The organism is Bacillus tequilensis KCTC 13622, from assembly GCF_000507145.1.
Lineage (GTDB): Bacteria > Bacillota > Bacilli > Bacillales > Bacillaceae > Bacillus > Bacillus tequilensis.
On the sequence record NZ_AYTO01000034.1, the window covers coordinates 144,314 to 170,031 of the forward strand.

The window sequence follows — 25,718 nt, forward strand, 5'->3', positions numbered from 1 at the left end:
GTGGAAAATCATGAAATAACAGAGGTGTTCATGTTGAAAATATCAACTAAGGGAAGATACGGGCTTACCATTATGATCGAGCTTGCAAAAAAGCATGGTGAGGGCCCGACTTCATTAAAAAGCATCGCACAGACGAATAATTTGTCCGAGCATTATTTAGAGCAGCTGGTATCGCCGCTCAGAAATGCCGGTTTAGTGAAAAGCATCAGAGGCGCATACGGGGGATATGTATTGGGAAGCGAGCCGGATGCCATTACGGCGGGAGATATTATCCGTGTGCTTGAAGGACCGATCAGTCCTGTTGAAGTGCTGGAAGATGAGGAGCCCGCCAAGCGTGAGCTCTGGATTCGCATCCGGGATGCTGTGAAAGAGGTTTTAGACAGCACAACATTAGAGGATCTTGCCAGCTACACAGATGGAGAGCAAGAAGCTTATATGTTCTATATTTAGATCAGAGGTGTAAACATAGTGGAACGGATTTATTTAGATCATGCCGCAACATCCCCGATGGATGAGCGTGTGCTGGAAAAAATGATACCGCATTTCTCCGGCAATTTCGGCAATCCATCCAGCATTCATTCATTTGGAAGAGAATCTCGGAAATGGGTGGACGAAGCAAGAGCGCAGATTGCAGCTGAAATCGGAGCGGCAGAGCAGGAGATCATTTTTACAAGCGGGGGCACTGAAGCCGACAACTTGGCTATCATGGGGACCGCACTTGCAAGAAAAGAGCTGGGCAAACATATCATCACGACAAAAATTGAACACCACGCTGTGCTTCACACATGTGAAAAGCTTGAGGAAGACGGATTTGAAGTAACGTATCTCGACGTTGATCAAAATGGAAGAGTCAGTGCAAAACAGGTGAAAGATGCACTGCGTGATGATACAATCCTTGTGACAGTGATGTATGGAAATAATGAAGTCGGAACCGTGCAGCCGATCGATGAAATCGGTGAGCTGCTGAAGGAACATCAGGCTTACTTCCATACCGATGCTGTTCAGGCATTCGGGCTTTTGCCGATTGATGTGAAAAACAGCCATATTGACCTTCTGTCTGTTTCGGGGCACAAGCTCAACGGGCCAAAAGGAACAGGCTTTTTATATGCAAGTAAAGATGTAAAACTTTCTCCGCTTTTATTCGGAGGAGAGCAAGAAAGAAAACGCCGTGCCGGAACAGAAAATGTTCCGGGCATCGTCGGGCTGAAAGAAGCGATCAAGCTGTCCAGTGAGGAACGGGGCGCAAAAAACGAGAAGTATCAATCGTTTAAAACCATCATTGCCGACACGCTTGAACATGCAGGTGTGGCATTTGAGCTCAACGGTGACAAAGAGCATAGTCTGCCGCATGTGCTGAATCTTTATTTCCCCGGTGTATCAGTGGAAGCGCTGCTGGTAAATCTTGATATGGCGGGAGTCGCTGTCTCGAGCGGATCAGCGTGCACGGCCGGCTCAGTCCTGCCGTCGCATGTTCTGACTGCGATGTTTGGAGACGAGAGTGACCGGCTGACATCCTCAATTCGGATCAGCTTCGGCCTTGGCAATACGGCTGAGCAAGTGAAAACCGCTGCCCAACATGTGGCTGACGTTGTAAAACGACTGACACAATAAGGCGGCTTAGCTATTGGAGTGAATAAAATGGAAAAACGGCCGGAGGATACAAGAGTCGTCGTCGGCATGTCCGGCGGAGTGGACTCCTCTGTGACAGCCCTGCTGTTAAAAGAACAGGGCTATGATGTAATCGGAATCTTTATGAAAAACTGGGATGATACGGACGAAGACGGTTTTTGCACAGCGACAGAGGATTATGAAGATGTAATCCGCGTTTGCAATCAAATCGGAATTCCGTACTATGCCGTTAATTTTGAAAAGCAATACTATGAGAAGGTATTTCAATACTTCCTTGATGAATATAAAGCAGGCAGAACACCAAACCCGGATGTGCTGTGCAATAAAGAAATTAAATTCAAGGCATTTTTAGAGCATGCCCTGTCACTTGGCGCCGACTATATCGCGACTGGCCACTATGCGAGAGTAGACAGAAGCGGCGGCAAAGTCAGAATGCTGCGCGGTATTGATGAAAACAAGGATCAAACATACTTCTTGAATCAGCTGACAGAAGATACGCTGAGCAAAGTCATGTTCCCAATTGGCGAGCTTGAAAAGAGCCGTGTGCGTGAAATTGCCAAAGAAGCAGAACTTGCCACAGCGACGAAAAAAGACAGTACGGGTATTTGTTTTATCGGCGAACGCAACTTCAAAACGTTCCTCAGTCAATATCTCCCTGCACAGCCGGGCGATATGGTGACGATGGACGGAGAAGTAAAAGGACGCCACGACGGATTGATGTACTACACGATCGGACAGCGGCACGGCCTTGGCATCGGCGGGAGCGGCGAGCCGTGGTTTGCGGTAGGCAAAGATCTTGAAAAGAACATTCTCTACGTGGATCAAGGGTTCCATAACCCGCTTCTTTATTCCGACAAAATTACAGCAACGAATATCAGCTGGGTTCGTCCGGATATCATGAAGGGCGAAGAGATTTCCTGCACGGCTAAATTCCGTTACCGCCAAGAAGATCATAAAGTAACGGTGCGCATGACGGGTGAAGGCGAAGCGGAAGTCATCTTTGACGAACAAGTCCGCGCTGTTACGCCGGGACAAGCCGTTGTCTTCTATGACAGCGAAGAGTGCCTTGGCGGCGGAACAATTGATGATGTGTACAAAGACGGAACAAAATTGTGGTACGTATAAAAGATGAAAAACCTCAACAATGAGTTGGGGTTTTTTAATGAAAGGAAGATGATCGGTGGATTATAACCAACTCGGTATTGAGGCGATGCAGGAAGGCGATTACGAGAAAGCGGCAGAGGCCTTTACAAAAGCGATTGATGAAAATAAATCAGACGCGATTCCGTATATCAATTTTGCCAACCTGCTTTCATCGGTAAATGAGCTGGAACGTGCGCTTGCGTTTTATGATAAAGCGCTTGAATTAGACGATAGCGCAGCCACTGCTTATTATGGAGCAGGAAATGTCTATGTTATAAAAGAAATGTACAAAGAAGCGAAAGACATGTTTGAAAAAGCGCTTCGTGCCGGAATGGAAAACGGCGACCTGTTTTACATGCTCGGCACGGTGCTTGTCAAACTTGAACAGCCTAAGCTTGCACTGCCTTATTTACAAAGAGCGGTAGAACTGAATGAAAATGATACGGAAGCGCGCTTTCAATTCGGGATGTGCTTAGCGAACGAGGGCATGCTGGACGAAGCGCTCAGCCAATTCACAGCTGTAACAGATCAAGATCCCGGGCATGCTGATGCATTTTATAATGCCGGTGTTGCTTATGCTTATAAAGAAAATCGAGAAAAAGCGCTGGAAATGCTGGACAAAGCGATCGATATTCAGCCAGATCATATGCTAGCGCTTCATGCAAAAAAACTGATCGATCCATCATAACAAGCACAGGAGGAGGGACAGCTCGTGCAGCAGCATCCGGATCAGCTTCATATGGAGGAAGAGCCCTATTTAAAAGGGACAGTCAACACAGTCATTTATCATAATGACACCAATTTATATACGGTTCTGAAAGTGAAAGTCATAGAAACCTCCGAGGCCATTGAAGATAAAGCCGTATCCGTGACGGGCTACTTCCCTGCGCTTCAAGAAGAGGAGACGTACACGTTTTACGGAAAGATCGTAACCCATCCGAAGTTCGGGCTCCAATTTCAAGCGGAGCATTTCAAAAAAGAAATACCGACGACTAAGGAAGGCATTATTCAGTATTTATCGAGTGATTTGTTCGAGGGAATCGGCAAAAAAACAGCCGAAGAAATTGTGAAAAAGCTGGGCGACAGCGCGATTAATAAAATTTTAGCCGATGCTTCAGTGCTTTATGATGTTCCGAAGCTCTCAAAAAAGAAAGCAGATACGTTAGCCGGCGCCTTGCAGCGGCATCAGGGACTTGAGCAAATCATGATTTCCTTGAATCAGTTTGGCTTCGGCCCGCAGCTGTCTATGAAAATCTATCAGGCCTATGAATCCGAAACGCTTGAAAAGATTCAGGAAAACCCATATCAGCTTGTGAAGGATGTAGAAGGCATTGGATTTGGGAAAGCGGATGAGCTTGGCGGCAGAATGGGACTTTCTGGGAATCATCCAGAGCGGATAAAAGCCGCCATTTTGTACACGCTTGAAACGACTTGTTTGTCTGAAGGACATACGTACATAGAAACGGAAAAGCTGATTATCGACACCCAATCATTGTTAAACCAGTCAGCAAGGGAAGGAGAGCGCATCACAGAAATGGATGCCGCTAACGCAATAATTGCCCTTGGAGAAAATAAAGACATTGTCATAGAGGATGGCCGCTGTTATTTTCCATCGCTGTTTTACGCGGAACAAAACGTTGCAAAGCGTGTGAAACATATCGCAAGCCAAACCGAATATGACGACCAGTTTCCGGAATCGGAATTTCTGCTCGCTTTGGGGGAACTGGAAGAACGGATGAATGTTCAGTATGCCCCGAGCCAGAAGGAAGCGATTCAAAAAGCTCTTTCTTCACCGATGCTTCTTTTAACGGGAGGCCCAGGAACAGGAAAAACGACGGTCATCAGAGGGATTGTTGAACTGTACGGAGAACTTCACGGTGTGTCTCTGGACCCGTCAGCTTATAAAAAGGATGAAGCTTTCCCGATTGTATTGGCCGCACCGACAGGAAGAGCGGCGAAACGGATGAGTGAATCAACCGGTCTCCCGGCAGTCACGATTCACAGGCTGCTTGGCTGGAACGGCGCTGAGGGCTTCACCCATACAGAGGATCAGCCGATCGAAGGGAAGCTGTTAATTATCGATGAAGCCAGCATGCTTGATATATGGCTGGCGAACCATTTGTTTAAAGCGATCCCTGATCATATTCAAATTATCATAGTCGGAGACGAAGACCAGCTGCCTTCTGTCGGTCCGGGCCAAGTGCTGAGAGACCTTTTGGCATCACAGGTGATCCCGACTGTGAGACTGACAGATATCTACCGCCAGGCGGAGGGATCATCAATTGTTGAGCTTGCCCACCAGATGAAAGAAGGATTGCTGCCCAACAATTTGACTGCACCGACGAAAGACCGTTCCTTTATTCGCTGCGGAGGCTCGCAAATAAAAGAGGTCGTTGAGAAGGTTGTCGCCAATGCATTAAAAAAAGGCTATACGGCAAAGGACATTCAGGTTCTCGCTCCCATGTACAGAGGGAAAGCCGGCATCAATGAACTGAATGTGATGCTGCAGGACATATTAAATCCGCCTAAAGAAAAACCGAGAGAAATCAAGTTCGGGGATGTAGTCTACAGAACCGGTGATAAAATTTTGCAGCTTGTCAATCAGCCGGAAAACAATGTATTCAACGGAGATATTGGTGAAATTACGTCGATATTTTATGCGAAGGAAAATACAGAAAAAGAAGATATGGCCGTCGTTTCTTTTGACGGCAATGAAATGACGTTTACGAAAAAAGATTTTAACCAGTTCACCCACGCATATTGCTGCTCTATTCATAAATCGCAGGGAAGTGAATTTCCGATTGTGGTTTTGCCTGTTGTGAAGGGCTACTATAGAATGCTCAGAAGAAACCTTCTTTATACCGCCATTACAAGAGCGAAGAAATTTCTCATTTTATGCGGAGAAGAGGAGGCGTTGGAGTGGGGCGTGAAAAATAATGACGCGACTGTCAGACAGACTTCCCTGAGAAACAGGCTTTCTGCACAGATTGAGGAAATGGATGCCGAGCTCGAGGCTTTGCAAAAAGAGCTTCCGTTCAGCGTACACGACGCCAATATAGGAATGGAAGGCATCACGCCATTTGATTTTATGAAAGAAGAACAGCTGTAAAAAACTCCCGTGTCAGCGGGAGTTTTTTCATCGTATGAGTCAAAGGTGCAAAGCAAAACCTAAGCCTGTTCAACAAAAGGTGGTTGATCACACTTTGAGAACATGCCATGAGGTAGAAGGATTCCCAGTATACTCAGAACGAACTTCTTGTTATCTCGGGACAATTTCTGATATTTGTTTTTCTCTGAAGGGAAATTGTCTTGGGTTTATTCTTGCACAAAAACGCTTTTTGCATCATCATCATGCCCTATTACAGGCGTGTGATATCTCTTGCATTCTGGATGACCGCATATTGGCCTCGGTCAGTTCAGACCAGCTTCTGCCTCTTCCGAAATCGTGTTTCACATATGAGCAGATGAAAATGAAGTTTGTGAAATCACAAGAAGGGGATATATTGGGGATGCTGGAAGATGTATACTTTTGTTTGGACAGGGGCATAATTGTAGCATATGAACTCTCGGACGGTTTCTTTTCTGACCTGGCGGGAAGCAAGCGCCAGATCCAAAGAGCGGATTCGCTTGTCGAGGTGCGGAAGGACGAGATCGTTCTGAACGGATAGAGGTGTGAGATATGCTTATATGCCCGAACTGCAAAAGTAAGGATATCGGGAAAATCGGCGTGAACCAATATTATTGCTGGGGCTGTTTTATTGAACTGACAGTGGCGAAAGGGAAAATTGCAACTCATCAGGTGGAAGAAGACGGAACGTTAAGCAGCTTGGATGATTTGTTTTCTGAGGATGAACGCAGCATCAATTTTTAATGATGAAAGGAGATGCGCAGGATGAATCGGACGATGACTTCTCTTTTGGCATTGGGAGCCGGAGCTCTCGTATATCGAATGGCGACTCAATCCGACATGCTGAATAATCGAAGCATGAAACGGATGAGAAGAAGAATAACGAAAATGTTTTAACGCGAAAAAGGATACTCTTCGAGGAGTATCCTTTTTGTTATAAGGAAGAGAATAATTCACACCATTCCTCAAAAGATATAGAAGAGGTGAAATCAGATGCTTCAAAAACCGGTGCAGCTTTTATTGTGGGTTGCCATTTGTTTGCTGGTCCTGTTGACGGTTTACGTCTTTTTTATGCTTGATATGTTATGGTCGCCATTTTGGCTTGTCATCAAAACAATTTTTATTCCCTTGGTTATTTCTATTTTTATTTCTTATTTATTGCTTCCGGTCACAGAGTGGCTGCACGACAAAGGACTGCCGAGGACTTTGAGCATCTTGGTGATTTATGTGATTTTCTTTGGCGGAATTGGCTGGGCGCTGTACAAAGGGGTTCCTGTTTTAATTGTCCAGCTGACGGATTTATCAGAAAATATACCTCTGTTTGCCGAAACGTATAACGGGCTCCTTCTTCATGTGCATAACCATACGGATGACTGGCCTGACGGCATGCATCACCGAATCGATAACATGATCCGCCAGACCGAGGCGTTTTTTGCGGGGGCGATAGAAGGTACAATCAGCGGAATCCGCAACGTGCTCGATTATTTCTTGATTGCGGCAACCATTCCTTTTCTCGTGTTTTATATGGTAAAGGACATTGACTTAATGAAAAAGACGGTATGGTACTTGACTCCGAAGTCATGGAGAAAGCGGGGCAGCGCCTTTTTGCGGGATGTGGACGACTCCCTTGGCGATTATATCCGCGGCCAGCTTCTTGTCTGCTTGATTCTCGGGGTGATCGCGGGCATTACCTTCTGGATATTCGGGCTTCCGTATCCGCTGATCTTAGGCCTTATTTCTGGAGTAACGAATGTCATCCCGTATTTTGGCCCTTTCATTGGAGCGGTTCCTGCACTTTTAATCGCAATGACCATCTCAGTGAAGGCGGTTCTGGTTGTGGTGATCACAGTGTTTATTCTGCAGTTTATGGAAGGAAATATCCTCAGTCCGTTCATTGTCGGCAGAAGCCTTAAAATGCATCCGGTCGTCATCATGCTTGCACTCCTTGCCGGAGGAGAGCTTGCGGGAATCGTCGGAATGATTTTGGCTGTTCCGGCGACGGCAGTTTTAAAAGTGATGATGATCCATTTTTTGCGGATGAGGACGGAGCATTGACATTGGCGTGCAGCTTGTCTATAATTTCTCGTAGAATACATACGAATCTCTAGTGACGGATCTGAGTACGCCGAAGCCCTGTTAAAGAGAGAAGCTCCGTAAGCTGAAAGGAGCTTTATCAGAAGATCGGAGGAAGCTAATCCTGAGTGCAGTTAATCACTGCCGCACATCCTGCGTTACAGGGTAAAAGGTGACGGGCGAATGCTGAGCAAGGCCCGTAATCAGGGTGGTACCGCGAGACAGCTCTCGTCCCTGTGTAAACGTGTGGTTTGCATAGGGGGAGGGCTTTTTTGCTGTCACTGAAGAGAATTTCGATTTTTATAGAGGAGGACATACAATGAAACACTTAACTTCTGCGGAAGTGCGTCAAATGTTTTTGGATTTCTTTAAAGAAAAAGGACATGCGGTTGAGCCAAGCGCGTCACTAGTGCCGCATGAGGATCCTTCACTGCTTTGGATCAACAGCGGTGTTGCGACGCTAAAAAAATATTTTGACGGCCGTGTCGTTCCGGAAAATCCAAGAATCGTAAACGCTCAAAAAGCGATCAGAACAAACGATATAGAAAATGTAGGTAAAACCGCGCGCCATCATACATTCTTTGAAATGCTTGGGAATTTTTCTATCGGCGATTATTTCAAAGAAGAAGCCATTACATGGGCTTGGGAGTTTTTAACGAGTGACAAGTGGATCGGCTTCGACGAGGAGCTTCTCTCTGTTACGGTTCACCCTGAAGATGAAGAGGCGTATGAGTTCTGGTCGAAAAAAATCGGTATTCCTGAAGAAAGAATTATCCGTCTGGAAGGGAACTTCTGGGATATCGGTGAAGGGCCGAGCGGACCGAACACGGAGATCTTCTACGACCGCGGTGAAGCATACGGTAATGATCCGGACGATCCGGAGCTTTACCCAGGCGGAGAAAATGACCGTTACCTGGAAGTATGGAACCTAGTGTTCTCTGAGTTCAACCATAATCCTGACGGGACCTACACGCCGCTTCCGAAGAAAAACATTGATACGGGTATGGGGCTTGAACGAATGGTATCTGTCATCCAGAATGTTCCGACAAACTTTGATACTGATTTGTTTGTTCCGATCATCAAAGCTACAGAATCTATTTCTGGTGAATCATACGGCAAAGACAATGTAAAAGACACGGCGTTTAAAGTGATTGCCGACCACATCAGAACGGTTGCTTTTGCCGTCAGTGACGGGGCTCTTCCATCAAACGAAGGCCGCGGCTATGTGTTAAGACGCTTGTTGCGCCGGGCCGTGCGTTATGCCAAAACGATCAACATCCACCGTCCGTTCATGTTCGATTTAGTGCCGGTTGTCGCTGAAGTCATGGCTGATTTCTATCCTGAAGTGAAAGAAAAAGGGGACTTCATCGCAAAAGTGATCAAAACTGAGGAAGAGCGCTTCCACGAAACCCTTAATGAAGGGCTTGCCATCCTGTCGGAAATGATCAAAAAAGAAAAAGACAAGGGCAGCAGCGTGATTTCAGGCGCGGATGTGTTTAAGCTGTACGATACGTACGGATTCCCGGTTGAGCTGACTGAAGAATACGCGGAAGACGAAAACATGACGGTTGACCATCAAGGATTTGAAGAAGAAATGAACCAGCAGCGTGAAAGGGCAAGAAACGCACGCCAAGATGTCGGCAGCATGCAGGTGCAGGGCGGTGCATTGCGCGACGTGACCGACGAAAGCACATTTGTCGGCTACGCTCAAACCAAGGCTGATGCCAATGTCATTGTGCTTCTTCAGGACGGCCAATTAATCGAAGAGGCTCATGAAGGAGAAAGCGTTCAAATCATTCTTGATGAAACACCGTTCTATGCGGAAAGCGGCGGCCAAATCGGTGATAAAGGCTATCTCCGCAGCGAACAGGCAGTGGTAAGAATTAAAGATGTCCAAAAAGCGCCGAACGGCCAGCATGTTCATGAAGGTGTTGTGGAAAGCGGAACTGTACAAAAAGGCCTGCAAGTGACCGCTGAAGTTGAAGACCATATGAGAAGCGGCGTCATTAAAAACCATACGGCAACACATTTACTGCATCAAGCATTGAAAGACGTTCTTGGAACCCATGTCAATCAGGCGGGATCTCTTGTGACTGAAAACCGTCTTCGTTTTGACTTCTCGCATTTTGGCCAAGTGACAAAAGAAGAGCTTGAACAAATCGAAAGAATCGTAAACGAAAAGATCTGGGCGAGCATTCCGGTCAGCATTGATTTAAAACCGATTGCTGAAGCAAAAGAAATGGGCGCTATGGCTCTGTTCGGCGAAAAATACGGCGATATTGTCCGGGTCGTTCAAGTAGGAGAGTACAGCTTAGAGCTGTGCGGCGGCTGCCACGTCAGAAATACAGCGGAAATCGGCCTGTTTAAAATCGTTTCTGAATCTGGAATCGGAGCGGGAACGAGACGGATTGAAGCTGTAACAGGACAAGGCGCTTACGTCGAAATGAACAGCCAGATTTCTGTATTGAAGCAGGCTGCTGACGAGCTGAAAACAAATATCAAAGAAGTGCCGAAACGGGTTGCGGCTCTGCAGACAGAACTGAAGGAAGCGCAAAGAGAGAATGAATCTCTTCTAGCGAAACTCGGCAACGTGGAAGCAGGAGCGATCCTCACGAAAGTAAAAGAAGTTAACGGCGTGAATGTGCTTGCGGAAAAAGTAAATGCGAAAGACATGAACCACCTCCGCACGATGGTGGATGAACTCAAAGCAAAGCTTGGGTCTGCGGTGATCGTACTGGGTGCGGTACAAAACGATAAAGTCAACATCTCTGCCGGGGTAACGAAGGATCTCATTGAGAAAGGCCTTCATGCCGGCAAGCTGGTTAAACAAGCTGCGGAAGTTTGCGGCGGAGGGGGAGGCGGCCGTCCGGATATGGCGCAGGCAGGCGGCAAACAGCCGGAACAATTGGAAGAAGCTTTGGCTTCTGTAGAAGATTGGGTGAAATCCGTTTTATAATTTGCCCATGTAGTGTAGAATGATGGTAAGATTAGGACCCCAGGCTGAACTTTGCCTGCGAATTTGGGAAAGAGGTGCAAAACGGTGAGCTCGTTTGATAAAACGATGAAATTTAATTTCTCCGATGATTCTGCTGAGACTAACGTAAATGAGGTGCTGATTACAGTATATGACGCGCTTCAGGAAAAGGGCTACAATCCAATCAATCAGATTGTCGGATACTTGCTGTCAGGTGATCCCGCTTATATTCCTAGGCATCGTGACGCTCGCAATTTAATTCGGAAACTTGAAAGAGACGAATTAATCGAGGAATTGGTGAAGTCTTATTTAGAACAGCATAAAGAGGCGTAAAGAATGAGAATATTAGGACTCGATTTAGGAACCAAAACACTCGGTGTTGCTCTGAGCGATGAAATGGGCTGGACTGCTCAAGGCATTGAGACCATAAAGATAAATGAAGCGGAAGGCGATTATGGTTTATCTCGTTTATCTGAACTGATAAAGGACTATACTATAGATAAAATCGTGCTCGGCTTTCCTAAGAATATGAACGGAACAGTCGGCCCGAGAGGCGAAGCCAGCCAAATATTTGCTAAAGTGCTTGAAACAACGTACAATGTTCCTGTTGTGCTGTGGGACGAGCGTCTTACCACAATGGCGGCTGAAAAAATGCTGATTGCAGCTGATGTCAGCAGGCAAAAACGAAAAAAAGTCATTGATAAAATGGCGGCTGTTATGATTTTGCAAGGATATCTTGACAGCTTAAATTAAAGCCAGAGGTGAAGAAAATGGAACACGGCGAAAAAAATATTACAATTGTTGATGAACAAGGAAATGAACAGCTTTGTGAAGTGCTGTTTACATTTGAAAACGAAGAGTTTGGCAAGTCTTATGTGCTGTACTACCCTATCGAAACAAAAGATGACGAAGAAGTAGAAATTCTTGCTTCCAGCTTCACGCCAAACGAAGACGGTGAAAACGGTGAGCTGTTCCCAATCGAAACTGACGAGGAATGGGACATGATCGAAGAAACACTCAACACGTTTTTAGCGAACGAAGACGAAGAATAAAACACCGCGTAAGACCAAAGCCGGAGCCAAAATGCTCCGGCTTTTTTTCTGCTGTATGAAGGCCTCTTTCGCCCTTTTTTTGTAATAAATTGCCGAAATACAATGAATCATGTAGTATAAGAGCTGATGGGAGGAGACCTAATGTATATCAATCAGCAAAAAAAATCATTTTTTAATAAAAAAAGAATCGTACTGTCTTCCATTATTGTGCTGCTTCTCATCATTGGCGGGGCATTTTTATATGGGAAATCATTGCTTGAACCTGTAGAAAAAGACAGTGAAACGACAGTGAACATTAACATTCCGAGCGGCTCGTCTGTTTCGGCCATCGCATCGATATTAAAGAAAAACGATGTTATAAAAAGCGAGAAGGCATTTCAGTATTATGTGAAATATAAAGGTGCCTCCGGGTTTCAGGCGGGATACTACCACCTGAATAAAGGGATGGATTTAGACGCGATTATTCATAAGCTGACAAGCGGGGCTACAAGCTACGCCTTTCAAATTACGGTGACTGAGGGAGCTCAGCTGACCCAAATCGCGGCAGCTATTGCTGATGAAACAAAATACTCTAAAAAACAAGTGTTAGAGAAGCTGGACGATAAAACATTTATCAATCAGCTGAAGAAAGAATTCCCGGACACTGTGACAAACGATGTTTTCAATAAGAACATTAAGCATCCGCTGGAAGGGTACCTATTCCCGGCTACATACCCTTTTAACGATCCGGACACGTCACTTGACGACATGATCAAGGCAATGATCGAACAGACAAATTCTTATGTGGAAACCTACAAATCAGAAATGAAGAAAAAGAAACTTTCTGTGCATAAGCTGCTGACGATGGCTTCTTTGATAGAGGAAGAAGCGACTGAAAAAGCCGACCGCCATAAAATTGCGAGCGTCTTTTATAACCGTCTGAAGAAGAAAATGCCGCTCCAAACAGATCCGACCGTCCTGTATGCGGCCGGCAAGCATAAAGATCGGGTTCTTTATAAGGATCTGGAACTCGATTCGCCGTATAATACGTATAAAAACACGGGACTGACGCCAGGGCCGATTGCCAACGCCGGCTTGTCATCATGGGAAGCGGCGCTGAATCCAGATCAAACGGACTATCTGTACTTCTTAGCAAAGTCAAATGGTGAGGTCGTATTTACAAAAACGCTAAAAGAGCATAATAAAGCAAAAGAAAAATACATTTCCTCAAAAAGTGAGAAATAAAAGGAGAGCAAAAAGCTCTCCTTTTATTCGCTTTCCGTAAGGATTTATGATAAAATATATCGGGTTGTTTACCGATGTATCATGATGCATTCAGAGAGTGTCCTGTGTAAAAGACTGGGGCACTCCTTTTTAGAACGGGAGGCTGTTTGTTGTGACTGACCGGTATGAACAAATAAATGACTATATAGAAGCATTATTGAAGCCTCGGCCGGAAAACGTGAAGAAGCTTGAAGCATATGCAGAAGAACATCATGTCCCGATCATGGAAAAAGCGGGCATGGAGGTGCTGCTTCAAATTTTGTCTGTGAAACAGCCGAAAAAAATACTTGAAATCGGAACGGCCATTGGTTATTCCGCCATTCGAATGGCGATGGAGCTGCCATCTGCTGAAATATATACAATTGAACGCAATGAGAAGCGGCATGAAGAAGCGGTAAACAATATCAAGGAATTTCAGCTTGATGACCGGATTCATGTTTTCTACGGAGACGCGCTTGAATTAGGCGACGCCGTTCATGTAACTGCGCCTTACGATGTCATTTTTATTGACGCTGCAAAAGGCCAGTATCAAAACTTTTTTCATTTATATGAACCGATGCTTTCACCAGACGGGGTGATTTTAACGGACAACGTGCTGTTTAAAGGTCTGGTGGCAGAGGATTACAGCAAAATAGAACCGAAAAGAAGACGCAGGCTTATCACAAAAATTGATGAATATAATCATTGGCTGATGAATCATCCGGATTATCAAACTGCGATTATTCCTGTCGGGGACGGACTTGCGATTAGTAAAAAGAAGAGGTGAACGTCATGAAAAAACCAGAGCTCTTAGTGACGCCGACGAGTGTGGCAGACATTTTGCCGCTGATACAGGCGGGGGCAACTGCGTTTTTAGTTGGGGAACAGAGATACGGCTTGAGATTGGCCGGGGAATTTTCTCGTGAAGATGTAACAAAAGCTGTGGAGATTGCTCATAAAGAAGGAGCAAAAGTATACGTTGCTGTAAACGCAATTTTCCATAACGATAAAGTGGGTGAGCTTGGCGAATATCTGGCTTTCTTAGCGAAAGCCGGTGCTGATGCGGCGGTGTTCGGCGATCCTGCTGTGCTTATGGCTGCCCGTGAATCTGCGCCTGACCTGAAGCTTCATTGGAGCACAGAAACGACAGGCACCAACTACTATACATGCAACTACTGGGGACGAAAAGGCGCGGCGCGTTCAGTGCTCGCCAGAGAATTAAACATGGACAGCATTGTGGAAATCAAAGAAAATGCTGAAGTTGAAATTGAAATCCAAGTCCATGGAATGACGTGCATGTTCCAATCGAAGCGTTCTTTGATCGGAAACTATTTTGAATACCAGGGCAAAGTCATGGATATTGAAGGAAAGAAAAAAGAATCAGATATGTTCCTGCATGATAAAGAACGTGATAATAAATATCCGATTTTCGAAGACGAAAACGGCACGCATATCATGAGCCCGAACGATGTGTGCATCATTGACGAGCTCGAAGAATTAATAGATGCCGGCGTTGATTCTTTCAAAATTGACGGTGTTCTAAAAACGTCTGAATACTTAATAGAAGTCACCAAAATGTACAGAGAAGCCATTGATCTGTGTGCGGAAAACCGTGACGAATACGAAGCGAAAAAAGAAGACTGGATTGAACGTATTGAAAGCATCCAGCCAGTTAACAGAAAAATAGATACCGGATTCTTCTTCAAAGAAACGGTTTATTAATCAAAAGGAGGTTAAGCTATGACTGCCGTAAATGATAAGATATCCAAAATCGTCAATGGTAAGCGTGTGATTACGAAAAAGCCTGAGCTTCTCGCACCTGCGGGTAATCTTGAAAAGCTGAAAATTGCTGTGCATTACGGAGCGGACGCGGTCTTTATCGGAGGACAGGAATACGGGCTCCGCTCGAATGCCGATAACTTTACGATCGAAGAAATTGCAGAAGGCGTTGAATTCGCGAAACAATATGGCGCGAAGATCTACGTAACGACGAATATTTTCGCCCACAATGAAAACATGGACGGGCTTGAAGAGTATTTAAAAGCGCTTGGAGACGCCAACGTTGCCGGCATTATTGTCGCAGATCCGCTGATTATCGAAACATGCCGCAGAGTGGCGCCGAACGTTGAAGTTCACTTGAGCACGCAGCAGTCTCTTTCAAACTGGAAGGCTGTTCAGTTCTGGAAAGAGGAAGGCCTTGACCGCGTCGTGCTGGCACGTGAAACGAGCGCTCTCGAAATCAGAGAAATGAAAGAAAAGGTAGATATCGAAATCGAATCCTTTATTCACGGCGCGATGTGTATCGCATATTCCGGCCGCTGTGTGCTGAGCAATCACATGACAGCGCGGGATTCCAACCGCGGCGGCTGCTGCCAGTCATGCCGCTGGGATTATGATCTCTATCAAACAGATGGTGCCAACGCCGTTGCTTTGTATGGTGAAGATGATGCGCCATTTGCAATGAGTCCGAAAGATTTGAAGTTGATTGAATCCATTCCGAAAATGATCGAAATGGGCATCGACAGCTTAAAAATTGAAGGACGCATGAAATCCATTCACTATATCGCAACAGTTGTCAGTGTATACCGCAAAGTCATTGACGCGTATTGCGCTGATCCCGATAACTTTGTGATCCAAAAAGAATGGCTTGAAGAGCTTGATAAGTGCGCCAACCGTGATACTGCGACAGCTTTCTTTGAAGGAACGCCAGGCTATGAAGAGCAAATGTTCGGCGAGCACGCCAAAAAAACGACGTTTGATTTTGTCGGCTTAGTGCTGAATTATGATGAAGACACACAGATGGTCACGCTTCAGCAGCGAAATTTCTTCAAAAAAGGCGACGAAGTGGAATTTTTCGGCCCTGAAATCGAAAACTTTACACACACGATTGAAACCATTTGGGACGAAGACGGAAATGAGCTAGATGCTGCCCGCCATCCCCTGCAAATTGTCAAATTCAAACTAGACAAAAAGATTTATCCGAGCAACATGATGAGAAAGGGGAAGTAACAGCCCATGGGTAAGAGTCCAGTAGTCATTGGAATCGCAGGAGGTTCCGGTTCAGGAAAAACGAGTGTGACACGCTCCATTTATGAACAATTTAAAGGACACTCGATTTTAATGATCCAGCAAGACCTTTATTACAAAGACCAAAGCCATCTTCCATTTGAAGAAAGGCTGAACACAAACTATGATCATCCGCTTGCGTTTGATAATGACTATTTAATCGAGCATATTCAGGATCTGTTGAATTACCGCCCGATCGAAAAGCCGATTTACGATTATAAGCTTCACACACGTTCAGAGGAAACGGTTCACGTCGAGCCAAAGGATGTTATTATCCTTGAGGGCATTCTGGTTCTTGAAGACAAAAGGCTCCGTGATCTGATGGATATCAAGCTTTACGTTGATACAGACGCTGACTTGCGTATCATCAGACGGATTATGAGAGATATTAATGAGCGCGGCCGCTCTATTGATTCTGTTATTGAACAATATGTGTCAGTTGTCCGCCCGATGCATAACCAATTTGTCGAGCCAACGAAACGATACGCTGATATTATTATCCCGGAAGGCGGACAGAATCACGTCGCAATTGATCTAATGGTCACAAAAATCCAAACCATTCTTGAACAAAACGCGATTTTGTAATACCATAGCATAGACATAAATAACTCTGACCATATTATGTATAGGCAGGAAGGGGATGTGTAAATTCCCTTCTTTCCCTGTTTATAAACGCGAAATATTTGCAGAACGACAAGAATCAGTTTAAGATAAACAGTACCTATATGGGAGAGAAGAACGAGGACTGCCCTGTGTTCTCATTCTTGTATTTTTTAGTTTATGCTCTCATACATAATCGAAGATGTTGAGGGACAACCAGAAGGAGTGAAGGGACATGGCACAAGAGAAAGTTTTTCCTATGACTGCAGAAGGAAAACAAAAACTTGAACAAGAATTAGAATATTTGAAAACGGTTAAACGAAAAGAAGTAGTAGAACGCATCAAAATTGCGAGAAGTTTTGGAGACCTTTCCGAGAACTCTGAATACGATTCAGCGAAAGAAGAGCAGGCATTTGTAGAGGGCCGTGTGACGACTCTTGAAAATATGATCCGCAATGCGAAAATCATTGAAGATGACGGCGGCTCTAACGTTGTCGGTTTAGGTAAAACCGTCACTTTCGTCGAACTGCCTGACGGTGATGAAGAGTCATATACAATCGTTGGCAGCGCTGAAGCTGATCCGTTTGAAGGAAAAATCTCAAATGATTCACCAATCGCCAAAAGCCTGCTGGGCAAAAAAGTGGATGATGAAGTTACAGTTCAAACACCGGGCGGAGAAATGCTCGTGAAAATTGTGAAAATTTCATAATATCCGTTTAGTAAAGAAACACCTCGTCCACAATGTGGGTGAGGTGTTTTTTTATGAAGATATCAAAACGAATGAAACTGGCCGTCATTACTTTTTTGATCGTGTTTTTTCTCCTTCTGCTGCGGCTGGCGGAAATCCAGCTGTTTTTCACAGAATCCTTTTCAAAAAAGAACATCAATTTGATCCAGGAAAGTGTAAACCAGCGAACGGAGGAAGTGCTCATTTCGGACGGAAGAGGCTCTTTTTTAGATCGAAACGGGCAGGCCCTCACCGGCAAAAGCGAGCCTGCCGTTGTTTTGTTCCCTTTTTTGCTGACGCAGGATTGGCCGATTAAAAAGGTTGCGGACATCCTTGGCATGTCTGAAGATGAACTGCATCAGGCACTTGCAAAGGCAAAAAAACCGGTCATTTTGCAGCAAAAGAAAATCAAAACACTTTCGAAACAATCCATCACAAAAATCAATTCTTTGAAATATCCCGGCATTTACGGCGTATATATGGAGAATGAAGACAAGCCCAGCCTTGCTTCACATACAATCGGTAGCACGAATCAAGATCCGGCGCTTCTCCGCAAAAAATATCCTGGTAAAGAGAGTCTTCCAATTACAACAGAAATCGGTACAACCGGTTTAGAACGGACATTTGATGAGTTTTTGCTTCCGGAACAGGACACAAAGCTTTTATATCATGTGGACGGAAAAGGAAACCCTTTGTTTGGCATGGACGTCAAATATACAGCTGCAGCCAATACATTTTTTCCGCTCCAGGTCAAAACAACGATCGACCAAAGCATTCAAAAAGCGATGGAGGAGGTATTGAATGAGCAGGGGCTGAAAAAAGGAGGAGCCGTGCTGCTGGATATTGAAAACAGCAGTATTATGGGAATTGTGAGCAAACCGGATGCCGATGCCTCACGACAAAACACGCTTCAAAACTATATGCTGACGCCAATCTATCCCGGTTCTGTTTTTAAAACAGTCATTGCCGCAGCTGCAATCGAAAATGATACGGTGAAGCCGAGCCAAACCTTTAATTGCAATTTAAACCTGTACGGGGAACCGGGAGACGATAAAGGAACCTTGTCATTTGATGAGAGTTTTGCCCAAAGCTGCAATTACACATTTACGAGTCTTGCAGAACAATTAATGAAAAAAGACAGATCAGTCATTGAAGATATGTCAAAAAAACTGGGACTTACAGATCGGGCAGGCTGGGAAGGAAAACTATATCACGAAACGGATTTCCGCCAGTTGTATAACGAAAAAAGCGGCATGATTTGGGGGGATGAAAAAGACAAATCAGTCAAAAAAGCCATTGCACAAACAGCGATCGGGCAGAAAAACGTAAAGGTAACGCCGCTCGAGGTGGCTAACATGATGGCGACAATCGCCCGCGGCGGAGAAAAGCGGCAGGTGAGAATCGCTGATCAGATTGAATATAAAAACGGCACAACCCTCGTTACGTTTAAAGATCAAAAGCTTAAAGGAGAAACGATAGACAAATATACGGCACAGCAGCTTCAAAAAATGCTGCGGCGGGTGGTGGAATCTCCTGCCGGAACGGGCAGAAGGTTTCAAGATCTTCCGTATACTGTAGCAGGGAAGTCTGGCACAGCCCAGACAGGCAAGCTCTCAAAAAAGAAAGAAACGCTCTATGAAAAATGGTTTGCCGGATATTTCCCCGCTGATAAGCCGAAATACGCTCTTGTCGTTTTACACATGGATACGCCGGGGGATAAGGCTCTGACAAATTCGGTGTTTTATGATATTGTTAAAAACGTACACGAAATTGAAAGCAATCAGAAATAGAACAACTTCTCAGCACATGGTAAAATATATGCTGAGCCAAGAGTTATAAAGGAGTGCAGAATTATTGAGCAATAATCAATCTCGTTATGAAAACCGTGATAAACGCAGGAAAGCTAATTTAGTGCTTAACATTTTAATCGCAATCGTATCCATACTAATTGTCGTAGTAGCGGCGAATCTCTTCATTAACAGTCCTTCCAGCAAAGATGTCAGCAAGGATTCTGAAACGGCGCAAAAACAGGAATCTCCGGCTTCAGGAAAGACGGAAAAGAAATCGGATGAGGATATAAAAGACAGCAAGAAAGACTCATCTGACAGCGAAAAGGATTCTGAGAAGTCTTCAGATTCCAAAAAAGATGATTCTTCTAAAAGTGATGATTCAGACTCAAGCTCAAATTCAGAAGATCCGCTTAAAGACGCAAAAGTAACAGAAGGCGGCTCATCAAGCGACGTGGAAAAAACGTATGAAAATTCTGACTGGAAAGCAGTCGGAACCGAGCAGACAGGCGAGCATGCCGCCACTTATGATTCAAGCTCACAAGACTGGGCTGAGATGCTGAAAGCCATGTCATATGCGACTGGTGTTTCAAAAGATAACATGACGGTGCTCTGGCTCGGAAATAACGGCAGCCCTCAGGATGCCAAAGGCAAGATTTTAGACAAGACGACTGGAGATAAATATCAAGTAACCATTACATGGGTTGATAAAAAAGGCTGGAAGCCGACAAAAGTAGAAAAACTAAAATAAACAAAAGCAGCCGGATGAGAGCCCGGCTGCTTTTGTTTTAGGCTTCAGCTGCGAAATGAACGACCGCGCTGTACAATATTCTTCCGTCTGCCACAGCGGTTTGGTGTGAAACAGATTTCACCCGGAGCATGATGGCTTTATTGTTTTCAATCTGTGTATTGATTTTCTTTTCAAGCTCCTGCAATGAAGCCGCTTCGAAAAATTCCACTTTGTCTTTTATCAGATCTAATTGAAAATTCATATCTCGGCCCTCCAGCTTTCACAAGTCATATGAAGTATAAGCTTTTTTGCGGTAAACGCGCAATATAGATGGCATAAAATACACAAAGTGTTTTAGTACCTGCTTTTTTAGAAGATGTGGTATGATAGGAACTGTTCCATCATTAATTCATAGTATACTTATGGGAATTATAAAATATGGAGTGTGACAAATATGGGACGTGAATTTATCCCTCTCTTTGAAGATTGGGCAGCAACTTATGATCAAACAGTCCAAGGTTTTGATATTCAGTATAAAGAAGCGTTCAGAGGCTATGATGATATCCTTGATGCCATCGTCAGCAGGTCTGGAACGCATGTGTTAGAATTCGGCCCAGGGACGGGGAATTTGACAGTGAAGCTGCTGGAGGCGGGCAAAGCTGTATTTGGAATCGAACCGTCTCCCGCAATGCGCAAATTGGGTTCTGACAAGCTTTCTGGCAGGGCAGAATTCGTTGACGGAGACTTCCTGACATTTCCCGATCCGCCATTTCATGCTGACACAATTGTCAGTTCTTATGCGTTTCATCATTTGACAGACGATGAAAAAAGGACTGCCATAAAGCAATATGGCAAATACCTTCACTTGCATGATAAAATAGTGTTTGCCGATACCGTCTTTGAAAATGCAGAAGCGTATCAACAGGCTATTGATAAAGCCCGTTCTCAAGGCTTCTATCAGCTGGCAAATGATTTGGAGACGGAGCATTATTCCACATTGGATGCGCTGAAAGAGATGTTTACAGCTGAAGGTTTTGCAGTCCAATTCACTCAGCAAAACAACTTCGTGTGGATAATGGAGGCGATCAAACGGTAAAGTGAAGGGAATGTGAATAGATGAAACTAGCAGTCATCGGAGCAATGGAAGAGGAAGTCACCATCCTAAGAAACAAACTTGAAAATGCAAAAACAGAAACAATCGCACACTGTGAATTTACAACAGGTGAATATGAAGGAACCGAAGTAATTCTTTTAAAATCTGGAATTGGAAAAGTAAATGCTGCTATCAGCACAACGCTTTTGCTTGACCGCTATAAGCCTGATTATGTGATTAACACAGGCTCAGCGGGCGGATTTCATCATACACTGAATGTAGGAGATGTCGTCATTTCAACTGACGTTCGCCATCATGATGTAGATGTAACTGCCTTTGATTATGAATACGGCCAGGTTCCGGGTCTTCCGGCTGCTTATGACGCAGACGAAAAGCTGATCAGAATCACTGAAACTGCGATTTCTGAACTTGACGGCATTCAGGTTGCAAAAGGAACGATCGCCACAGGTGATTCTTTTATGAACGATCCGAAGCGGGTTGAAGAAGTGCGTGCGAGATTTTCTGATCTGTATGCGGTTGAAATGGAGGCAGCGGCAGTGGCTCAAGTGTGCCATCAATTTAAGACGCCGTTTGTCGTCATCAGAGCGTTATCTGATATCGCGGGAAAAGAATCACATGTATCATTTGACCAATTTTTAGAGCAGGCGGCTGTCAATTCCACAGAGCTTGTGTTAAAAGTGATCAAACGAATTCATTAAACGGGGGAGAGTTCTCCTCCGTTTTCCCTAAAAACAACCTCTATCAAGGAGGAGGACATATATGACTGTTATTACGGACATTACCGAGCTGATCGGGAATACGCCGCTTCTCCGCCTGAAGAACTTTGATGTTCCGGAAGGAGTTGCAGTGTATGCCAAGCTTGAAATGATGAATCCCGGCGGAAGCATCAAAGACAGACTGGGAGATATGCTGATCCGTGACGCGCTGGAGTCAGGAAAGGTGAAGCCCGGCGGCGTGATTATCGAAGCTACGGCAGGCAATACAGGAATTGGTCTCGCGCTGAGTGCCAGAAAATATGGCTTACAAGCGATTTTCTGTGTCCCTGAACATTTCAGCATGGAGAAACAGCAAATTATGCAAGCGCTTGGCGCATCGATCATTCATACACCGCGCCAAGACGGAATGCAGGGAGCCATTCAAAAAGCCATTCAGATGGAGACGGAAATTGAAAATTCTTATTGCGTTTTGCAATTTAAAAACCGAGTAAATCCATCGACTTACTATAAGACGCTTGGACCCGAAATTTGGGAAGCGCTTGACGGCAATATTCATACATTTGTCGCAGGGGCAGGGTCAGGAGGCACATTCGCAGGAACTGCTTCCTTCTTAAAAGAAAAAAACCCAGCCGTTAAAACGGTGATTGTCGAACCGGAGGGCTCCATTTTAAACGGAGGAGAGCCTCACGCTCATCAAACAGAAGGCATCGGTATGGAGTTTATCCCTGATTATATGAATAAGAGCCATTTTGATGAGATCTACACCGTAACAGATGAGAATGCATTCAGGCTTGTGAAAGAAGCGGCAGAAAAAGAGGGCCTGCTGATCGGAAGCTCTTCAGGTGCAGCGCTTTATGCAGCATTGGAGGAAGCGAAAAAAGCATCCGCAGGCACAAATATTGTCACAGTATTTCCTGACAGCAGTGATCGATATATCAGCAAACACATATACGAAGGAGGCATTTGATATGAAGAAAAAAACTTTGATGATTCACGGCGGAATCACGGGTGATGAGAAAACAGGCGCAGTGTCCGTGCCTATTTATCAAGTGAGTACGTACAAGCAGCCGAAAGCAGGACAGCATACGGGTTATGAATATTCAAGAACGGCCAATCCGACCCGAACCGCTCTCGAAACACTTGTGACAGAGCTTGAAGGCGGAGAAGCAGGCAATGCGTTCAGCTCAGGAATGGCAGCCATTACAGCGGTGATGATGCTGTTTAACAGCGGAGATCATGTCGTGCTGACTGATGATGTGTACGGCGGAACATACCGCGTCATGACAAAGGTACTCAATCGTCTTGGCATTGAATCAACATTTGTCGATACAAGCAGCAGGGAAGAAGTTGAAAAAGCGATTCGTCCTAACACAAAAGCCATATATATTGAGACACCGACAAACCCGCTGCTCAAAATCACCGACTTGGCGCTCATGGCTGATATCGCAAAAAAAGCGGATGTTCTGCTTATCGTAGACAATACCTTTAACACGCCTTATTTTCAGCAGCCGCTTGCTTTAGGCGCTGATATCGTGCTACACAGTGCGACAAAATATCTTGGCGGGCACAGTGACGTCGTCGGCGGTTTAGTTGTGACAGCTTCGAAAGAGCTTGGGGAAGAACTGCATTTTGTGCAAAATTCTACTGGCGGTGTGCTCGGTCCTCAAGATTCCTGGCTGTTAATGAGAGGAATCAAAACATTGGGACTCAGAATGGAAGCGATCGATCAAAATGCGCGGAAAATCGCAAGCTTTCTTGAGAATCATCCTGCTGTTCAAACGTTATATTACCCCGGTTCTTCAAAGCATCCCGGACATGAGCTTGCAAAAACGCAAGGGTCTGGGTTCGGCGGCATGATTTCCTTTGATATCGGCAGTGAAGAGCGAGTTGATGCGTTTTTAGGAAGCCTGAAACTGTTTACCATTGCTGAAAGTCTGGGCGCGGTGGAAAGCTTAATTTCTGTTCCCGCAAGAATGACACATGCCTCTATTCCGAGAGAGCGCCGGCTTGAACTCGGTATTACGGACGGACTGATCAGAATTTCTGTAGGGATTGAAGACGCGGAGGATTTGCTGGAAGATATCGGGCAAGCACTTGAAAGCATATAACAAATGGATAGAATTACTTTCTCTGTAAGCTGCCAGATTATATTATAATAGTCGTATCCTATGAATCTGGCAGGTGATTCTTTTGAATAAAAATCGAATGAAGTCTTTAAAAGAAGACTACAAACATTTTGCTTTTACATTGCTTGCAGTCTGCACTTTTTTATATATAGGCGCAGTTCTCCCCGATCAAGGCTTAACGTTAGGCCAGAAATCGACGATGTTTTTAGCGGATTGCGTATTTTTAGCCGGCGCCTTCTTTTGCGCTGATCGTTCATTGATTTACAAGAAGCGTTTGGAGGAAGCTGACGAATAAAAAACAGCTATCTTCAATAGATGGCGGTGTGCCAAGAATAGGCGAATCTGATCGCTTGGCTTATCAAAAAATACCAGACAAAAGATAAAGAAATGAAGTTAGAGGAGTAAACCGTATGTTTGCTCCTCTTTTTTTCTGTTAATAAAAGGATTGTTATGGATAGCATCAAGTGATGCTAAATATGAGCATATATCGGAATGATCAGAGGGGTATTCGACATTTTATATTAAAACTATTTTGACACTTTAATGAAAATGCTTTATATTATTATATGAGCATATGATCATATGTAGGTATGTATCATGTTAGAGTGCTTATTAACAGATAAGAAATAATAAATGCGTATGTATCAAGAAGCTTTAGTTAAGGAGGGGATCTTTATGGGGCACAATCATACTGAAGGATCCAACAAAAAGGTTTTATTAATCTCTTTTATCATCATTACAGGTTATATGATAATAGAAGCTATAGGCGGATTTTTAACAAATAGTCTGGCGCTTTTATCAGATGCAGGCCATATGCTAAGCGATTCAATCTCATTAATCGTTGCCCTGCTTGCTTTTAGAGTGGCTGAAAAAAAGGCAAGTCACAATCATACATTCGGCTATAAACGATTTGAGATTCTTGCAGCTGTGATAAACGGGGTTGCATTAATTCTTATTTCTCTTTATATCATTTATGAAGCAATCGAACGTTTCTCTCATCCACCAGAAGTAGCAACAACCGGCATGCTTACGATTAGTATTATCGGGTTAGTTGTGAATATATTGGTCGCTTGGATTATGTTGAGAGGCGGAGACACAGAGAATAATCTGAACATAAGAGGAGCTTATTTACATGTGCTAAGCGATATGCTTGGCTCTGTAGGCGCCATTTTAGCTGCTGTGCTTATCATCTTCTTTGGGTGGGGCTGGGCAGATCCATTGGCTAGTATCATTGTGGCTATTCTTGTTTTAAGAAGCGGTTACCATGTGACTAAAGATGCCATTCACGTTTTAATGGAAGGAACTCCGGAACATATCGATGTCACTGACATCATTCATACAATTAAAGAGACAGAGGGAATTCAAAACATTCATGATTTACACATATGGTCTATCACAAGCGGATTAAATGCTCTTTCTTGCCACGCTGTTGTTGACGATCAACTGGCAATTTCAGAAAGTGAAAATATTTTACACAAAATTGAACATAAGCTTGAGCATAAAGGCATTACGCATGTAACCATTCAAATGGAAACAGCAGCGCATCATCACGACAATACGATCCTTTGCCAGGCCAAAATTGAAAAGCGGTATGATCACCATCATCATTAGA

General features: G+C 44.5%; 28 protein-coding genes. 27 read left to right on the forward strand and 1 reads right to left on the reverse strand.

Annotated features, from left to right (window positions below; genetic code table 11):
- Positions 1-33: 33 nt before the first annotated feature.
- The 21 genes from cymR (at position 34) to V756_RS0112295 (ending at position 20,171) form a co-directional block, all read left to right on the forward strand.
- Positions 34-450 carry a cysteine metabolism transcriptional regulator CymR gene (gene cymR, locus V756_RS0112195; RefSeq protein WP_003225879.1) on the forward strand — a complete coding sequence of 139 codons (417 nt, stop codon included), beginning with the start codon at positions 34-36 and terminating at the stop codon, positions 448-450.
- 18 nt (positions 451-468) lie between these two features.
- Positions 469-1,611: a cysteine desulfurase family protein gene (locus V756_RS0112200; protein ID WP_024714900.1), complete on the forward strand. Its 1,143-nt coding sequence runs from the start codon at positions 469-471 to the stop codon at positions 1,609-1,611.
- A gap of 27 nt (positions 1,612-1,638) precedes the next feature.
- Positions 1,639-2,754: a tRNA 2-thiouridine(34) synthase MnmA gene (mnmA, locus tag V756_RS0112205; RefSeq protein ID WP_024714901.1), complete on the forward strand. Its 1,116-nt coding sequence runs from the start codon at positions 1,639-1,641 to the stop codon at positions 2,752-2,754.
- Positions 2,755-2,839: 85 nt separating this feature from the next.
- Positions 2,840-3,460 carry a tetratricopeptide repeat protein gene (locus V756_RS0112210; RefSeq protein ID WP_255210041.1) on the forward strand — a complete coding sequence of 207 codons (621 nt, stop codon included), beginning with the start codon at positions 2,840-2,842 and terminating at the stop codon, positions 3,458-3,460.
- Positions 3,461-3,484: 24 nt separating this feature from the next.
- Entirely contained in the window at positions 3,485-5,881 is a 2,397-nt protein-coding gene (recD2, locus tag V756_RS0112215) for an SF1B family DNA helicase RecD2 (protein WP_024714903.1), read from the forward strand.
- 34 nt (positions 5,882-5,915) lie between these two features.
- The gene (locus V756_RS0112220; RefSeq protein ID WP_081719854.1) at positions 5,916-6,440 is read left to right on the forward strand and encodes a PRC-barrel domain-containing protein; all 525 of its coding nucleotides are present in this window, start codon (positions 5,916-5,918) and stop codon (positions 6,438-6,440) included.
- Positions 6,441-6,451: 11 nt separating this feature from the next.
- Complete coding sequence (locus tag V756_RS0112225; protein WP_003225893.1) at positions 6,452-6,643, forward strand: YrzR-like zinc ribbon domain; 192 nt, start codon at positions 6,452-6,454, stop codon at positions 6,641-6,643.
- A 21-nt stretch (positions 6,644-6,664) separates the two neighbouring features.
- The gene (locus V756_RS01000000122315; protein WP_003225895.1) at positions 6,665-6,796 is read left to right on the forward strand and encodes a YrzQ family protein; all 132 of its coding nucleotides are present in this window, start codon (positions 6,665-6,667) and stop codon (positions 6,794-6,796) included.
- A gap of 96 nt (positions 6,797-6,892) precedes the next feature.
- On the forward strand, positions 6,893-7,954 hold the full coding sequence (locus V756_RS0112235; RefSeq protein WP_024714905.1) for an AI-2E family transporter: 1,062 nt from the start codon (positions 6,893-6,895) through the stop codon (positions 7,952-7,954).
- Positions 7,955-8,291: 337 nt separating this feature from the next.
- On the forward strand, positions 8,292-10,928 hold the full coding sequence (alaS, locus tag V756_RS0112240; RefSeq protein WP_024714906.1) for an alanine--tRNA ligase: 2,637 nt from the start codon (positions 8,292-8,294) through the stop codon (positions 10,926-10,928).
- An 84-nt stretch (positions 10,929-11,012) separates the two neighbouring features.
- The gene (locus tag V756_RS0112245) at positions 11,013-11,279 is read left to right on the forward strand and encodes an IreB family regulatory phosphoprotein (RefSeq protein ID WP_003225903.1); all 267 of its coding nucleotides are present in this window, start codon (positions 11,013-11,015) and stop codon (positions 11,277-11,279) included.
- 3 nt (positions 11,280-11,282) lie between these two features.
- On the forward strand, positions 11,283-11,699 hold the full coding sequence (gene ruvX / locus V756_RS0112250) for a Holliday junction resolvase RuvX (protein ID WP_024714907.1): 417 nt from the start codon (positions 11,283-11,285) through the stop codon (positions 11,697-11,699).
- A gap of 17 nt (positions 11,700-11,716) precedes the next feature.
- A complete protein-coding gene (locus V756_RS0112255) occupies positions 11,717-11,998 on the forward strand; it encodes a DUF1292 domain-containing protein (protein WP_024714908.1) in 282 nt (93 codons plus the stop codon).
- A 141-nt stretch (positions 11,999-12,139) separates the two neighbouring features.
- Positions 12,140-13,222: an endolytic transglycosylase MltG gene (gene mltG, locus V756_RS0112260; RefSeq protein WP_024714909.1), complete on the forward strand. Its 1,083-nt coding sequence runs from the start codon at positions 12,140-12,142 to the stop codon at positions 13,220-13,222.
- A 151-nt stretch (positions 13,223-13,373) separates the two neighbouring features.
- Positions 13,374-14,027 (forward strand): O-methyltransferase, encoded by a 654-nt coding sequence (locus V756_RS0112265; RefSeq protein WP_024714910.1) that lies wholly within the window; start codon positions 13,374-13,376, stop codon positions 14,025-14,027.
- Positions 14,028-14,032: 5 nt separating this feature from the next.
- Positions 14,033-14,962 carry a peptidase U32 family protein gene (locus tag V756_RS0112270; RefSeq protein ID WP_024714911.1) on the forward strand — a complete coding sequence of 310 codons (930 nt, stop codon included), beginning with the start codon at positions 14,033-14,035 and terminating at the stop codon, positions 14,960-14,962.
- Positions 14,963-14,980: 18 nt separating this feature from the next.
- Positions 14,981-16,249, forward strand: coding sequence for a peptidase U32 family protein (locus V756_RS0112275; protein ID WP_024714912.1), 1,269 nt, complete (start codon positions 14,981-14,983; stop codon positions 16,247-16,249).
- A 6-nt stretch (positions 16,250-16,255) separates the two neighbouring features.
- Positions 16,256-16,891 carry a uridine kinase gene (udk, locus tag V756_RS0112280; protein ID WP_010335100.1) on the forward strand — a complete coding sequence of 212 codons (636 nt, stop codon included), beginning with the start codon at positions 16,256-16,258 and terminating at the stop codon, positions 16,889-16,891.
- A gap of 250 nt (positions 16,892-17,141) precedes the next feature.
- Positions 17,142-17,615, forward strand: a complete 474-nt coding sequence (gene greA, locus V756_RS0112285; protein WP_003237373.1) for a transcription elongation factor GreA — start codon at positions 17,142-17,144, stop codon at positions 17,613-17,615.
- Between the two features lie 53 nt (positions 17,616-17,668).
- Positions 17,669-19,423: a peptidoglycan D,D-transpeptidase FtsI family protein gene (locus tag V756_RS0112290; protein ID WP_024714913.1), complete on the forward strand. Its 1,755-nt coding sequence runs from the start codon at positions 17,669-17,671 to the stop codon at positions 19,421-19,423.
- 64 nt (positions 19,424-19,487) lie between these two features.
- Positions 19,488-20,171: a YrrS family protein gene (locus V756_RS0112295; RefSeq protein WP_024714914.1), complete on the forward strand. Its 684-nt coding sequence runs from the start codon at positions 19,488-19,490 to the stop codon at positions 20,169-20,171.
- A gap of 37 nt (positions 20,172-20,208) precedes the next feature.
- Here the strand turns inward: V756_RS0112295 and V756_RS0112300 are convergent, their stop codons facing one another.
- Positions 20,209-20,412 (reverse strand): YrzA family protein, encoded by a 204-nt coding sequence (locus V756_RS0112300; RefSeq protein WP_003225924.1) that lies wholly within the window; start codon positions 20,410-20,412, stop codon positions 20,209-20,211.
- 192 nt (positions 20,413-20,604) lie between these two features.
- Between V756_RS0112300 and V756_RS0112305 the strand changes: the two genes are divergently transcribed.
- The 6 genes from V756_RS0112305 to V756_RS0112330 all read left to right on the forward strand — a co-directional run bounded on the left by V756_RS0112305 (position 20,605) and on the right by V756_RS0112330 (position 25,717).
- Positions 20,605-21,246, forward strand: coding sequence for a class I SAM-dependent methyltransferase (locus V756_RS0112305; protein ID WP_024714915.1), 642 nt, complete (start codon positions 20,605-20,607; stop codon positions 21,244-21,246).
- 20 nt (positions 21,247-21,266) lie between these two features.
- Positions 21,267-21,962 carry a 5'-methylthioadenosine/S-adenosylhomocysteine nucleosidase gene (mtnN, locus tag V756_RS0112310; protein ID WP_024714916.1) on the forward strand — a complete coding sequence of 232 codons (696 nt, stop codon included), beginning with the start codon at positions 21,267-21,269 and terminating at the stop codon, positions 21,960-21,962.
- Positions 21,963-22,023: 61 nt separating this feature from the next.
- Positions 22,024-22,947, forward strand: a complete 924-nt coding sequence (locus V756_RS0112315; RefSeq protein WP_024714917.1) for an O-acetylserine dependent cystathionine beta-synthase — start codon at positions 22,024-22,026, stop codon at positions 22,945-22,947.
- Position 22,948: 1 nt separating this feature from the next.
- A complete protein-coding gene (locus V756_RS0112320) occupies positions 22,949-24,088 on the forward strand; it encodes a bifunctional cystathionine gamma-lyase/homocysteine desulfhydrase (protein ID WP_024714918.1) in 1,140 nt (379 codons plus the stop codon).
- Positions 24,089-24,170: 82 nt separating this feature from the next.
- Positions 24,171-24,401, forward strand: a complete 231-nt coding sequence (locus tag V756_RS0112325; RefSeq protein ID WP_024714919.1) for a YrhC family protein — start codon at positions 24,171-24,173, stop codon at positions 24,399-24,401.
- 380 nt (positions 24,402-24,781) lie between these two features.
- Positions 24,782-25,717: a cation diffusion facilitator family transporter gene (locus V756_RS0112330; RefSeq protein WP_024714920.1), complete on the forward strand. Its 936-nt coding sequence runs from the start codon at positions 24,782-24,784 to the stop codon at positions 25,715-25,717.
- Position 25,718 lies beyond the last annotated feature (1 nt).

Excerpts from the sequence above, each read along its gene's own strand:
- V756_RS01000000122315 (WP_003225895.1), top strand. The coding sequence starts at position 6,665 with ATGAATCGGACGATGACTTCTCTTTTGGCATTGGGAGCCGGAGCTCTC.
- V756_RS0112235 (WP_024714905.1), top strand. The coding sequence starts at position 6,893 with ATGCTTCAAAAACCGGTGCAGCTTTTATTGTGGGTTGCCATTTGTTTG.
- mnmA (WP_024714901.1), top strand. The coding sequence starts at position 1,639 with ATGGAAAAACGGCCGGAGGATACAAGAGTCGTCGTCGGCATGTCCGGC.
- V756_RS0112300 (WP_003225924.1), bottom strand. The coding sequence starts at position 20,412 with ATGAATTTTCAATTAGATCTGATAAAAGACAAAGTGGAATTTTTCGAA.
- mtnN (WP_024714916.1), top strand. The coding sequence starts at position 21,267 with ATGAAACTAGCAGTCATCGGAGCAATGGAAGAGGAAGTCACCATCCTA.
- V756_RS0112320 (WP_024714918.1), top strand. The coding sequence starts at position 22,949 with ATGAAGAAAAAAACTTTGATGATTCACGGCGGAATCACGGGTGATGAG.
- udk (WP_010335100.1), top strand. The coding sequence starts at position 16,256 with ATGGGTAAGAGTCCAGTAGTCATTGGAATCGCAGGAGGTTCCGGTTCA.
- V756_RS0112330 (WP_024714920.1), top strand. The coding sequence starts at position 24,782 with ATGGGGCACAATCATACTGAAGGATCCAACAAAAAGGTTTTATTAATC.
- V756_RS0112220 (WP_081719854.1), top strand. The coding sequence starts at position 5,916 with ATGAGTCAAAGGTGCAAAGCAAAACCTAAGCCTGTTCAACAAAAGGTG.
- V756_RS0112315 (WP_024714917.1), top strand. The coding sequence starts at position 22,024 with ATGACTGTTATTACGGACATTACCGAGCTGATCGGGAATACGCCGCTT.
- greA (WP_003237373.1), top strand. The coding sequence starts at position 17,142 with ATGGCACAAGAGAAAGTTTTTCCTATGACTGCAGAAGGAAAACAAAAA.
- V756_RS0112305 (WP_024714915.1), top strand. The coding sequence starts at position 20,605 with ATGGGACGTGAATTTATCCCTCTCTTTGAAGATTGGGCAGCAACTTAT.
- V756_RS0112290 (WP_024714913.1), top strand. The coding sequence starts at position 17,669 with ATGAAGATATCAAAACGAATGAAACTGGCCGTCATTACTTTTTTGATC.
- alaS (WP_024714906.1), top strand. The coding sequence starts at position 8,292 with ATGAAACACTTAACTTCTGCGGAAGTGCGTCAAATGTTTTTGGATTTC.
- V756_RS0112210 (WP_255210041.1), top strand. The coding sequence starts at position 2,840 with ATGCAGGAAGGCGATTACGAGAAAGCGGCAGAGGCCTTTACAAAAGCG.
- V756_RS0112270 (WP_024714911.1), top strand. The coding sequence starts at position 14,033 with ATGAAAAAACCAGAGCTCTTAGTGACGCCGACGAGTGTGGCAGACATT.
- ruvX (WP_024714907.1), top strand. The coding sequence starts at position 11,283 with ATGAGAATATTAGGACTCGATTTAGGAACCAAAACACTCGGTGTTGCT.
- V756_RS0112275 (WP_024714912.1), top strand. The coding sequence starts at position 14,981 with ATGACTGCCGTAAATGATAAGATATCCAAAATCGTCAATGGTAAGCGT.
- V756_RS0112225 (WP_003225893.1), top strand. The coding sequence starts at position 6,452 with ATGCTTATATGCCCGAACTGCAAAAGTAAGGATATCGGGAAAATCGGC.
- V756_RS0112255 (WP_024714908.1), top strand. The coding sequence starts at position 11,717 with ATGGAACACGGCGAAAAAAATATTACAATTGTTGATGAACAAGGAAAT.
- mltG (WP_024714909.1), top strand. The coding sequence starts at position 12,140 with ATGTATATCAATCAGCAAAAAAAATCATTTTTTAATAAAAAAAGAATC.